The sequence below is a fragment of the Vibrio sp. 1CM7H genome (genome assembly GCF_023161645.1).
Classification (GTDB): Bacteria; Pseudomonadota; Gammaproteobacteria; order Enterobacterales; family Vibrionaceae; genus Vibrio; species Vibrio diabolicus.
Genome location: NZ_JALNTV010000007.1, coordinates 116,563 through 129,299 on the forward strand (window position 1 = coordinate 116,563; position 12,737 = coordinate 129,299).

9 protein-coding genes are annotated in these 12,737 nt (G+C 45.6%); 1 reads left to right on the forward strand and 8 read right to left on the reverse strand.

Translation table 11 applies throughout. The features are described from left to right. Positions 1-136 precede the first annotated feature (136 nt). From MSG33_RS19695 to guaB, 4 genes are all read right to left on the reverse strand, one after another. Entirely contained in the window at positions 137-1,840 is a 1,704-nt protein-coding gene (locus tag MSG33_RS19695) for a chitinase (RefSeq protein WP_248381820.1), read from the reverse strand. Positions 1,841-2,052: 212 nt separating this feature from the next. After that, positions 2,053-3,576 carry a Na+/H+ antiporter NhaC family protein gene (locus tag MSG33_RS19700; RefSeq protein WP_074190951.1) on the reverse strand — a complete coding sequence of 508 codons (1,524 nt, stop codon included), beginning with the start codon at positions 3,574-3,576 and terminating at the stop codon, positions 2,053-2,055. Positions 3,577-3,741: 165 nt separating this feature from the next. Then, positions 3,742-5,295, reverse strand: a complete 1,554-nt coding sequence (guaA, locus tag MSG33_RS19705) for a glutamine-hydrolyzing GMP synthase (RefSeq protein WP_248381822.1) — start codon at positions 5,293-5,295, stop codon at positions 3,742-3,744. Between the two features lie 99 nt (positions 5,296-5,394). Then, complete coding sequence (guaB, locus tag MSG33_RS19710) at positions 5,395-6,861, reverse strand: IMP dehydrogenase (RefSeq protein ID WP_005391524.1); 1,467 nt, start codon at positions 6,859-6,861, stop codon at positions 5,395-5,397. 231 nt (positions 6,862-7,092) lie between these two features. Between guaB and xseA the strand changes: the two genes are divergently transcribed. Further along, positions 7,093-8,424: an exodeoxyribonuclease VII large subunit gene (gene xseA / locus MSG33_RS19715; protein WP_017633909.1), complete on the forward strand. Its 1,332-nt coding sequence runs from the start codon at positions 7,093-7,095 to the stop codon at positions 8,422-8,424. 13 nt (positions 8,425-8,437) lie between these two features. Here the strand turns inward: xseA and MSG33_RS19720 are convergent, their stop codons facing one another. From MSG33_RS19720 to bamB, 4 genes are all read right to left on the reverse strand, one after another. Then, a complete protein-coding gene (locus MSG33_RS19720) occupies positions 8,438-8,662 on the reverse strand; it encodes a zinc ribbon domain-containing protein (protein ID WP_047010185.1) in 225 nt (74 codons plus the stop codon). Between the two features lie 309 nt (positions 8,663-8,971). Further along, the gene (locus MSG33_RS19725; protein WP_145474395.1) at positions 8,972-9,847 is read right to left on the reverse strand and encodes an alanyl-tRNA editing protein; all 876 of its coding nucleotides are present in this window, start codon (positions 9,845-9,847) and stop codon (positions 8,972-8,974) included. Between the two features lie 59 nt (positions 9,848-9,906). Next, positions 9,907-11,403 (reverse strand): ribosome biogenesis GTPase Der, encoded by a 1,497-nt coding sequence (gene der, locus MSG33_RS19730; protein ID WP_046874335.1) that lies wholly within the window; start codon positions 11,401-11,403, stop codon positions 9,907-9,909. A gap of 167 nt (positions 11,404-11,570) precedes the next feature. Next, positions 11,571-12,731 carry an outer membrane protein assembly factor BamB gene (gene bamB / locus MSG33_RS19735; RefSeq protein ID WP_248381824.1) on the reverse strand — a complete coding sequence of 387 codons (1,161 nt, stop codon included), beginning with the start codon at positions 12,729-12,731 and terminating at the stop codon, positions 11,571-11,573. Positions 12,732-12,737 lie beyond the last annotated feature (6 nt).

A 12,737-nucleotide genomic window follows, 5' to 3' on the forward strand; every position in this document is an offset into this window, starting at 1 on the left:
TTTTAATGGGCCCCAGAACAAAAGAGAAAAACTGTTATTGAAAACTTAGATTCCATAAATAAGCAACCGCTCAAATAAAAAAAGACCCCGCTAAAAAGCAGAGTCTTTATAGATGGTTAGACTACTTTTCAATCAACTACAGGCAAGAGATCTCGTCCCAGAACCAGTTACTTTGCGTTGGGCTTTCCCACACTCCAGGGCCGTTTTTTGCGACAAAGCATTTGTTTTGGTACGTCACTTTATCGCCGTTAGCGACTTGCGTTACACCCGGCTCCCACTGAATAAAATTGCCTGTCACTGGTGGTTCTGGCTCGGTTACTGGCGGCTCAGGTTCTGTGACGGGCGGCTCTGGCTCAGTCACCGGTGGTTCAGGTTCTGTGACGGGCGGCTCAGTAGGTGTGCCTGAAACCAGCTTCCACGGGTCTCCTTTCGTTGGCTCATTCCCTTGTGACCACCATTTCGCTTCATAAACAGCACCTTGGTAAGAGACTTGATCACCAGTGTTGTACACTTTGCTTGCATCCCAAGCTGCCACGCCACCTACAGGCGGATCGACCGGGTCTACAGGATCTAACTTGTCAACCACACGAACTTCAGGCCAACCCGCATGAGATTGGTAGAAGTTAGTTACGCACTTCTCGTAATCACCCGCAACTAGCGCAGAGTAAGCCGTTTGGAAACCAACCAACTCACATTCAAACGAATGGCCTCCAGGGCGATCTGAGTAGTATTTCCAGTTACCATCCCAGTTGGTGTAAAGCACGTCTGTCGCACCATTTAGGTTCAGACTGCCGTAAGGCGTCTGCTGCCAACAAGTGTTTGTTTCATCAGCTTCAATTGGAATTTGATAATGGGCGGCAAGACCTTCCCAATAACGAATACGGTTAACAGGTTGACCTTTATCCTTGTTTTGCTCACCACACTCAATACCACCATTGATCACGTTGATGGTGGTACCAAAGCCGTAACCAATGCCAGCATCAAGCTCACGCTGTGAAGGCACCCAAGTACGGTCAATCACATGCAGCATTGCAGGTTTCGGTGCTTGTGGCGTTAGGAAGAACCAGATAGCCGATGCCAAGTTCAGCCATGAATCCGCAACCAAGCCTGGATTTTTTAGCAATACAGATGCATCACCATCAAACATCACTTCAGAGAACGCGCCATAGTTAAAATGGTAAGAAAGCTGTTTAGCACCACGTCCAAAGTAACCTTGTCCTGGTTCACATGGCCAACGCTTATTTTGCCAGTCATTTTGACCACAACCAGTCGTGTAACCTTCTTGACCTTCTGACCAGCCCATTTCACGCACATGAACCAAAGCTTGCTGCCACTCTTCCAATCCAAGAGGGTTATCCGATACGTTATCAATCGAAATATGACCACCAGTTTCCTGCGCAAAGTGAGCAAAGGCTGTCACGATCGATTTTTTACAAATCGCATCCGAATCTCGACCATCCGTGTACTCACCACAGAATGCTGGGAACTTACCAATTGCACGTAGGAAACGCGTGTAAGTGTATTCAGGTGCCGCCATTTGAGTCAGGAAGTCCCACTCACTTTCAGGGAACACACGCTCTACACGCTTCACGTTTTCTGGATTGGTTGCCGCTCCAGGAACAATCGCTTCCACCACTGAGTTCGGGCGCGTCTCTAGTGCTTGTGACCAAATGGCATACATAGGATCAGAGGTTTTGCTTTGCTCTACGGCTTGAACGTCACCACGAGCAATGACATAACCATTCGGATTTTGCGGATCGGGCTGGATATTCATACTCGCATTCGCTTGTGCTGCTAGGACACAACTCAATGCAAGAGGAAGATGTTTGAGTGCAAACATGTCTAGTCTCCGGATTTCAACAATACAATATACAAGGAATAACTAGACATATAGTGGATCATATATACAAAACGCCGAGCTAAGTGCGTTGATTCTGCGAGACAAAATGAATAAATAAGTCCTCGCACACATTTTGTCACAAGAAAAATGTTACCTTGACTCAAAAGAAAAGCGGAGGCCCAATGAGCCTCCGCTTTATGATATTTCTATCTTTATTGTTCTGCCGAAACAACGTCTAGCTTCGCGGTTGATTTTTGTTTAGACAACACAAAATAAACCACACACTGAGCAACAATAGCGGCAAGCACAATCACTGGCGAGGCGTTGATTCCAGCTAAAAGGAAACACCCTAATGCAATCATTCCATTGAGTAATGCGTAAGGTAACTGAGTTCGGAAGTGCTCATACTGCTCACACCCTGCCCCTGTCGACGACAGAATCGTGGTTTCAGAGATTGGAGAACAGTGATCGCCAAACAGGCCACCAGATAACACCGCACCAATACAAACTAACAATGGAGCATCAATCGCGACGGCCGTTGGGATCACTAGTGGCATCATGATGGCAAATGTCCCCCAAGATGATCCCGTAGCGAACGAAATAATACCAGCAAGCAAAAAGGCGACTGCTGGCAATAGCCAATACGGGAAACCGGCTTGAGCTTGTTCAGCAATATATGCAGCTGCACCTAATTCTTTCCCAACCGAGCTAAGTGCCCAAGCCAATACCAAAATCACGGCTACAGACATCATGTTCGACATCCCTTTTAGGTAAACCTGAATGCCATCAGAGAGTTTTCTTACGCCATAAAACGCCATCAGCGCAATCAAAGTAAAGGCTGCGAAGAAATATGCCGAAGAAAGTGCAGCCCTGAACGTTGAGCCTGCTACTTTTTGAAATGGAAAACCGTGTGGTACGAGGATGGTACATAAAACCACCAGCATAACGAGCAAAGGTGCCCATACAAAACTAGATTTTGCATTTTTATGCGTAAACACATTCATGGACTCCTGCACTTTCCCAAAGTCGGAACCCTGCTCTGCTAGTTGTTCAGCCTTCGCCATCGGTCCGAAATCTAATTTGAAGAAAGAGACAATCGGCACAATCGCGATCGCAAGAAAGGCGTAAAACTGATACGGGATCGCGCCAATGAAAGCATCCCAGTCACTCATACTGACATTCAGGGCAGTAAACTCTTTTTGAATCAACCCCATGATGTAAACGCCCCATCCGATAAAAGGAATCAAGATTGCGACGGGAGAGGAAGTAGAATCGATAATAAAAGCTAATTTTTGGCGTGATACTTTTAACTTATCAAATAAAGGGCGAAAAACAGGACCAACAATCAACGGTGTACCAAGGTCAGAGAAGAAAATAACCACACCACCAAACCATGCGGACAGTTGAGCTTGGCATTTACTCGCCACCCATTGAGTAACCTTTTTAGCAAAAGCAACACCACCACCAGACTTTTCCATCAGCGCAACGAAACCACCAATGAACACTAATAACAAAATCACACCAGCGTTGTAGCTATCGGTAAGTTGCGGCAGTAGATAGCTTTTCATCAACGCACTAAACGAGTCTAGTGGTCCTTTTTCGACAAATGTCCCTTCAAGCATAGCGACGCCACTGACCACACCAGCGAATAAACCAACGACGACATTTCTCGTCGTCAGAGCGAGGAAAAGAGTAATAAGGATGGGAATGAGAGAGGTAACTTCAGCCTGTTCCATAGCAATACCATTTATAATATTTAAACAATTAAAATGAATATATATTTAATTTTACCGCATGTATATATATCCTGTAAAAAAGTTGAGTCCCCTATTCACAAATTTGAAGCACAAAAAAACCAGCCCGGAGGCTGGTTCTTATAAACTCAACAGTCTAGAGGAAAATTATTCCCACTCGATAGTCGCTGGTGGCTTACCTGAAATATCGTAAACAACACGTGAGATGCCATCAACTTCGTTGATAATACGGTTAGATACCTTACCTAGGAAGTCGTATGGTAGATGCGCCCAGTGTGCCGTCATAAAGTCGATGGTTTCTACTGCACGCAGTGATACAACCCAGTCGTATTTACGGCCATCACCCATTACACCTACAGAGCGAACAGGTAGGAATACCGTGAACGCTTGAGATACTTTGTCATAAAGGTCTGCAGCGTGAAGCTCTTCAATGAAGATAGCATCAGCGCGACGTAGCAAGTCACAGTATTCTTTCTTGATTTCACCAAGAACACGAACACCTAGACCAGGACCTGGGAATGGATGGCGGTAAAGCATGTTGTATGGTAGACCTAGCTCTAGACCAATCTTACGAACTTCATCTTTGAACAGCTCACGTAGTGGCTCAACAAGACCCATTTCCATTTCATCTGGTAGACCGCCCACATTGTGGTGTGATTTTATCACGTGCGCTTTACCAGTCTTAGATGCCGCAGACTCAATTACGTCTGGGTAGATGGTACCTTGCGCTAGCCATTTTGCATTTTTCAGCTTTTTCGACTCTTCATCGAATACATCTACGAATACGTGGCCGATTGTCTTACGCTTCTCTTCTGGGTCAGACTTGCCTTTCAGAGCTTCAAGGAAACGATCTTCTGCATCAACTTTGATGATGTTTAGGCCGAACTTATCGCCAAACATATCCATCACTTGTTGGCCTTCGTTTAAACGAAGTAGACCGTTATCGACAAATACACACGTTAGCTTGTCGCCAATTGCGCGGTGCACCAGCATCGCAACAACAGATGAATCCACACCACCAGATAAGCCTAGGATAACTTCGTCGTCACCCACTTGCTCTTTAATGCGAGCAACCGCGTCTTCGATGATAGATTCCGATGTCCATAGACGCTCACAGCCACATACGCCAAGAACAAAGTTCTCAAGCATTTGTAGGCCACCTTTTGTGTGTGTCACTTCTGGGTGGAACTGAACGCCGTAGTATTTCTTCTCTTCGTTCGCCATCGCAGCATAAGGACAAGTGTCTGTCTCACCAATTTTTACGAAATCGGCTGGAATTTCTACTACTTTGTCGCCGTGGCTCATCCAAACGTCTTGAGTTGCTTCAAGATCTTTAAATAAGGCACATTCACCAGAAACTTTAACCTGAGCGTAGCCAAACTCACGTTCGTTAGAGCCTGCTACTTTGCCACCTAGTTGTTCCGCCATAGTTTGCATGCCGTAACATACGCCAAGTAGAGGAACACCAGAATCAAACACATATTGAGGCGCGCGTGGAGAGTTCTCTTCCGTTACGCTTTCTGGACCACCAGATAGGATAATGCCATCTGGGTTGAATTCGCGAATATCCGCTTCTTCTACATCCCAGCTCCATAGTTCACAGTAAACGCCGATTTCACGTACGCGGCGTGCTACTAATTGAGTGTACTGAGAACCGAAGTCCAAGATCAGAATACGTTGGTCATGGATATTTTTAGTCATTTTGAGCAGTCTTTTTAAGGCTAAGTGATTAAAACCGAGGCGAGTGTACTCGCCTCTTCTTAATGCTTCAAGGAAAAAGCAAACGTTTCCGTTAGGTAATTAGTTCCCTAGACGGTAGTTCGGTGCTTCCTTAGTAATTTGAACATCGTGTACATGAGACTCTTGCATACCAGCACCAGAGATACGTACAAATTCAGCTTTCGTACGCATATCTTCGATAGTTGCAGAGCCAGTTAGACCCATGCTTGAACGTAGACCACCCATTTGTTGGTGTACGATCTCTTTTAGACGGCCTTTGTATGCGATACGACCTTCGATACCTTCTGGTACTAGCTTGTCCGCTGCGTTGTCAGACTGGAAGTAACGGTCAGAAGAACCTTGAGACATTGCACCAAGAGAACCCATGCCACGGTAAGACTTGTAAGAACGGCCGTTGTATAGAATCACTTCACCCGGCGCTTCTTCAGTACCTGCAAACATAGAACCAACCATCACACATGATGCGCCCGCTACGATTGCTTTACAGATATCACCAGAGAAACGGATACCACCGTCAGCGATAACTGGAATACCATAATCATTAGCAACTTCTGCCGCATCTGCGATTGCAGTGATTTGTGGAACCCCCACACCCGTTACAATACGAGTTGTACAGATAGAACCAGGGCCGATACCAACTTTCACTGCGCTTACGCCAGCTTCGATTAGTGCTTTAGCACCAGCACCTGTTGCTACGTTACCACCGATGATGTCTAGATCTGGGTAAGCTGCACGTGTTTCACGAATGCGGCTTAGAACACCTTCAGAATGACCGTGTGAAGAGTCGATAAGTAGAACGTCAACGCCAGCTTCAACTAGTGCAGCAACTCGCTCTTCGTTACCAGCACCAGCACCAACTGCTGCGCCAACACGTAGGCGACCACGCTCATCTTTACATGCGTTTGGTTTACGTTCTGCTTTGTGGAAGTCTTTCGCAGTAATCATACCGGTTAGTTGGAACTCATCATTCACAACCAATACTTTCTCTACGCGAGCTTCGTGCATTTTCTCTTGCACTTCTTCTCGTGTTGCACCTTCTTTAACTGCTGCCAACTTCTCTTTTGGCGTCATTACTGAAGATACTTTCTTAGAAAGGTCCGTCACAAAACGAACGTCACGACCAGTGATAATACCAACAAGCTCATTGCTCTCAGTGACAACAGGGAAACCTGCAAAACCATGTTTTTCAGTGAGTGCAACAACATCAGCGATGGTCGCGTCAGGGTTTACTGTAACCGCGTCAGTTACCATACCAGCTTCGAACTTCTTAACTTTACGAACTTCGGCTGCCTGCTGCTCAATAGACATGTTCTTGTGGATAAAGCCAATGCCACCCTCTTGCGCTAGCGCAATTGCTAGACGAGCTTCAGTAACAGTGTCCATAGACGCTGAAATCATTGGGATGTTTAGGGTGATGTTCTTAGTTAGCTGAGTGCGAAGATCAGCTGTGTTTGGGAGAACGGTGGAGTGTGCTGGCACAAGTAGTACGTCATCGAATGTCAGCGCTTCTTTGGCAATTCTTAGCATTTGCAATATCTCACAATTAGAGGAGTAAAAAGAACAATCCAATCTCATCGTTTCGCATAATGAGGGTAACCTGTGTTAGCAACAAGCTACATTTGGATTAGATATTGCGGAGGGATTATACGGTTAACGCAATCGCTTGACCACAAATTTTTTAATTTTTTTCTTGCAATTACCCCCTTGCTATGTATTATATTGCCGCTAATTTCCATACTCACGTCTAAGAGATTAGCTGTGCTCTCCAAGACCAATCAAAACATCTTTACTGTTTCTCGTCTCAACGCAGAAGTTCGTTTACTCCTTGAAAACGAAATGGGGATCGTTTGGCTCGTCGGAGAGATATCCAACTTTTCAGCTCCTGTCTCTGGTCACTGGTACCTCACTCTTAAAGACTCTCGCGCTCAAGTTAAATGTGCCATGTTTCGTGGTAACAATCGCCGCGTTACTTTCAAACCCGCTAACGGTAATCAAGTCCTAGTAAAAGCTCGTCTGTCTCTTTATGAGCCTCGCGGTGACTACCAATTGATCATCGAAAGCATGCAACCGGAAGGTGATGGCCGTCTTCAACAAGAGTTTGAAGAGCTGAAAATGAAGCTTGCAGCAGAAGGGTTGTTCGCGCAAATCAATAAGCAATCTTTGCCTGAACACCCAAAACGTGTTGGCGTCATCACATCGAAAACTGGTGCCGCGCTTTACGATATCTTAGACGTATTGAAACGTCGTGATCCTTCCCTACCCGTTGTGATTTATCCGACAGTGGTACAAGGTGAAGATGCAGCCATTCAAATCGCACAAGCCATTGGTCGCGCTAACAGCCGTGATGAATGTGATGTGCTAATTGTGGGCCGAGGTGGTGGTTCATTGGAAGACTTATGGTGCTTTAACAACGAGATATTAGCTCGCACGATTGCAGCAAGCCAAATTCCTATTATTAGCGCCGTTGGACATGAAGTCGACGTGACAATAGCTGATTTTGTCGCCGACGTACGCGCGCCTACTCCATCAGCAGCCGCTGAGCTAGTAAGCCGTGATAACAGCCACAAAGATCAAGCTTTAGTTACCCGCCAGCATAAGTTAGCGAGCGCGATGCGTTACTACCTAGCACAACAAAAGCAGCAATCTGCGCAATTAGTGCACCGTCTAGAGAGACAGCACCCAAGCTATCGCTTGCAACGTCAGACGCAACAGTTAGATGAGTTGGACATGCGCTTACAGCGAGCGATGAGTCGTTTTATTGCCTTGCGTCAACAGCGAATCGAGCGTCAACATTATCGGCTGCAATTAAATTCTCCTGTAACACGCCTTGCCGAGCAGAAGTCGAAGCTAGAACGTGTTGAGCAAAAGCTCATGGATGCAATGGATCGCAAGTTACTGACTATGCGCCATCAACTCGCGATTGCTGCAGAGAAGTTAGACACCGTCAGCCCGCTAGCGACATTGAAACGAGGTTACTCAATTACTCAAACTGAGCAAGGTAAAGTGATTACTCAATCTTCAGATGTAAAATCGGGAGATGTATTGATTACTCGATTAGCCGAAGGCGACGTTCGTTCTACCGTTAACTGAATACAAACTCTGGTTAAGTGACTTTCTGGAACTCAAATCGGACACGTGATTTTGATTTGAGTTCATTACACACATTACAAAAGTAACTCGCAGCACCGCATGCTTGCAGCTTCTCCAGCTCCGCCTCACAATCAGGGCAAAAACCTACTTTTTTAAAATCCGATTCACACTGTGCACAATGGTATTGTCCTGTCCATTCCAGTTCGACATTGCAAGTCGGGCAAATGTTCTGCTGCATATCCCGTTCCTCTCTCTAAACTAAGCAATTTCGAGTAACGCATGCTACTCAAAATAACGAACAAGTATGTTGATCTTCATCACCGCCCCAACAAGTTTCACGAGGCGCTAACCATACTTGATAAGTAGGATCTTATACTGATCGTCTGATATTTACTCCTTGATCAGCGATCACCCCTTAAAAGAATATTTATATAACCACACACCGAAAGCATAAGTTACATATTCTGCATTCCAATTTAAGGCAGAATAAAAAACCTAATTTGAATTTAATTAAACGAAAAATTAGAACTTAATAAAAAGATCTTATTCAGAAAGCTGTGTTTACATTGGTGTGCATTTCGATAGTTTGAGCGTCGAGCTCAACGAGTTTAACTTGGATAAAAGCAAACTCATTTAAATGGCTCGCATGCGTTCCACCACAAGGGATTACCGCTAATTGACCTTCCCCTAAATCGCACTTCCAATAGCGAGAATCAGTTAATCTATCGCCGTGGCATTCCATGGTGATCATCGCATCTCTTTGAAGCCATTCAACCAGTTGGCCATTCACTTTTTCTGCAATCGCCTGGAGGTCATTCAGCATATCTGCACTGTTTAATCCTCTTTTACGGAGTGTTTTGCCTAAACGGTACGTATCGAGGCACTTGTCTGGAGTAACATAACTCGTAACTTGTGCATAGCTATTAAAGTCATAATAACCATGTGGGTCTTTGCGGTCTGCGTCTTTTCGCCAATAGTCTTCCGCTAGCACTTTATTCAACGCCAAATACGCTAAGTGTCCTGCAGTGTGGCCTCGGCTCAAAGCATTTTGATAGTCTTTATCTACCGCTAATGTCACCAAGTCATTAATTGCAAGTGATTCCGTACGTGATAAAACATGCACGACGACAAACACCCAACCTTCAGCATCACGCTTTACAGGGATATCACTACCCACATACAGAGCACCACTTTTCTGCTCTACTGCGCCCACTTGGCAATCTATCACTTCATGCTCAGCCCCATTCACCTTCAACGTTCCTTTGTCTGCAGGGTGATCCGGCCATATGTGACTAACGGGATGGAACGGCGTGAAATCTGTAATAACGTAAGTCACTTCTTCCGTAGATTGAACGAGCTGTATTTGTGCTTCTAATTGCCATGTTTGATGACAAAAACGAGTCTTTGTTGCTGTGATAGTCATTTTTACGATTACTTTTGATAAAAAAATACCCAAGTAGAAACTTGGGTATTCGAATTTCATTATTTATTGCGGTTTTTCACCATCGACATCATACGCTTACGTTTACGCTCTTGTGATAGCGTAAGCTTATTCGTACGGTTCTCGTATGGGTTATCACTGTTGTGGAAGTTAATGCGAATCGGTGTTCCCATAATTTCCAGAGACTTACGGAAGTAGTTCATCAGATAACGTTTATACGAATCTGGCAATTCACGAACCATGTTACCGTGGATAACAACGATCGGTGGATTGTAACCACCTGCGTGTGCGTATTTGAGTTTGATACGACGACCACGAACCATTGGCGGCTGGTGATCATCCACTGCCATCTTCATGATACGCGTCAGTACTGACGTACCCACGCGCGTTGTCGCCGAGTTATATGCTTCTTGGATAGATTCAAACAAGTGACCAACGCCAGTACCGTGCAGCGCAGAGATAAAGTGGATACGCGCGAAATCGACGAATCCTAGACGGCGGTCCAGTTCTTTCTTCACGCTTTCTTTCACGTCACTGTCTAGACCATCCCACTTGTTAACGGCGATGACAATTGAGCGGCCAGCATTCAGTGCAAAACCAAGCAAGCTTAGGTCTTGGTCTGAAATATTTTCACGTGCATCAATCACCAGTAGAACGACGTTTGCATCTTCTACCGCTTTCAGCGTCTTAACAACAGAGAACTTTTCAACCGTTTCATTGATACGACCACGACGACGAACACCTGCGGTATCAATTAGTACGTATTCGCGTCCATCACGCTCCATCGGGATGTAGATAGAATCACGCGTCGTACCAGGCATATCGTATACAACCACACGTTCTTCACCCAGAATACGGTTAGTCAGTGTCGATTTACCTACGTTAGGACGACCGATGATCGCCAACTTAATCGGCTGCTCTTGAAGGCGCTTGAATTCAGCTTCTGCGTCTTCTTCAGTGTAATCTTCAACAAGAGGCTCTTCGTCTTCGAATCCAGTCAGGTCTTCAATCTCACCGTCTTCAGACTCACTTGTTAGTAGATCATCAAAGAATGGAGATAAAGCACGCTCAAGCAGAGCGGTCACACCACGGCCATGAGCGGCCGCAATCTGGTACATATCATCCACGCCGAGCTGCCAAAAATCAGCACACGCCGCATCGGCATCAATACCATCTATTTTGTTTACCACCAGCATCGCTGGCTTTTCAATTTTACGCAGATGCGCAGCAATTGCTGCATCTGAAGGTGTCAGACCAGCACGACCGTCAACAAGGAACAATACAACATCAGCCTCATCAATCGCGGCTAATGACTGTTCTGCCATCTTTGTTTCCACGCCTTCTTCTGTGCCATCAATACCGCCGGTATCAATCACAATGAATTCGTGCTCTTCACCAAGTCTCGCCTGGCCATACTTACGGTCTCGCGTTAGGCCTGGAAAGTCCGCAACCAACGCGTCACGAGTGCGAGTCAATCGGTTAAATAGTGTAGATTTACCTACGTTCGGACGCCCTACTAGAGCTACAACAGGTACCATAACAACCTCTACAATAATCTTTCTTCTGTAGTTATAGGTAACGACTTGCTCGATGCCAAATCAAACCAGCTTTTTACCTATAACCACGTCAGGGTTAATAAATTCAAACAACAAAACGGCTCCTAGCTGTCACCAGCCAGGAGCCGAATGTGAATTATATCACGATATTATTCGTTAATGGTTAGTTTCTTTACATCGCCGTTGCGAGTTGTAATCACATAACCATCCGACAATAACGTCGGGCCAACGGCCAAGCCGCTATCATCGATAAACTGCTGCGCAACAAATTCGCCCGTTGAACGATCCATCCAGTGAAGGTAACCAAGCGTGTCACCGACAACGAGGTAATTGCCGACAATAACTGGCGCTGTAAGTTGTCGGTGCTCAAGCAAGCTGTTTTCCCACAACTCAGTCCCACTTCGTGAATCAACGGCAACAACATGATCTTTTTCCGTTATCACAAAGATGCGGCTACCATCTGTAGAAATGTCTGTTGCAGATGAGTAATTACGCTTCCAAATCGGGTTCGCTGAACGCAAATCAATGGCGATAAGTTGACCATTGTATCCAATGGTGAAAAGAGTACCGCCTAACACAATTGGCGATGAATCAACATCAACCAAACGATCAATTTCTGTCGCGCCTTTTGGCGTACCAACAGGCTGTTGCCAAATCAGCTGACCACGCTCAACGATAGCAGCTGCGAGTCGGCCATTTGCCGTTCCCCAAAATACACCGCCGCCAATTGCAGTCGGAGTACTGTCACCACGTAAAGTTAGGTTCGGCACTTCTGTACTCAATGCCCAGCGTTGCTCACCAGTACTCTCATTAAGGGCAATCAACATGCCTCGGCTAGTATTGATGATAATAAGGCCTGAGTCTGCAACTGGCTTCGCCAGTACCTCACCACCAACTTTTACACGCCAAACAATTTCACCTGTTTCTTGGTCAAGAGAGATGACTTCACCATTCTCAGAGCCAATGTAAAGGTTTCCGTATGCTGCTGTGATACCACCAGAGAGACGAGCAATGACATCTTCTTCTAGGTCCGTTTTCCAACGTTGTTTACCGTTTTCAGGATCCAGCGCTTTTACTAAGCCATCGCGACTTGCCACGAACAATGTATCATTCGCAAATACAGGGGATAGCTTTGAAAAGTAATGACCAACACCATCGCCAACCGATGTACTCCACTCACTACTGGTTGTAAACTCACTGTCTACCTGAGGTAGTGGCGCCATTACAATAGTATCTTTCTCACCAGCACAACCGGCAAGCACTCCCATTGTAAACACCCCTAACAAGGCTTTCTTAAAGACTCTTTTCATCCAATG

Excerpts from the sequence above, each read along its gene's own strand:
- MSG33_RS19695 (WP_248381820.1), bottom strand. The coding sequence starts at position 1,840 with ATGTTTGCACTCAAACATCTTCCTCTTGCATTGAGTTGTGTCCTAGCA.
- MSG33_RS19700 (WP_074190951.1), bottom strand. The coding sequence starts at position 3,576 with ATGGAACAGGCTGAAGTTACCTCTCTCATTCCCATCCTTATTACTCTT.
- guaA (WP_248381822.1), bottom strand. The coding sequence starts at position 5,295 with ATGACTAAAAATATCCATGACCAACGTATTCTGATCTTGGACTTCGGT.
- guaB (WP_005391524.1), bottom strand. The coding sequence starts at position 6,861 with ATGCTAAGAATTGCCAAAGAAGCGCTGACATTCGATGACGTACTACTT.
- MSG33_RS19720 (WP_047010185.1), bottom strand. The coding sequence starts at position 8,662 with ATGCAGCAGAACATTTGCCCGACTTGCAATGTCGAACTGGAATGGACA.
- MSG33_RS19725 (WP_145474395.1), bottom strand. The coding sequence starts at position 9,847 with ATGACTATCACAGCAACAAAGACTCGTTTTTGTCATCAAACATGGCAA.
- der (WP_046874335.1), bottom strand. The coding sequence starts at position 11,403 with ATGGTACCTGTTGTAGCTCTAGTAGGGCGTCCGAACGTAGGTAAATCT.
- bamB (WP_248381824.1), bottom strand. The coding sequence starts at position 12,731 with ATGAAAAGAGTCTTTAAGAAAGCCTTGTTAGGGGTGTTTACAATGGGA.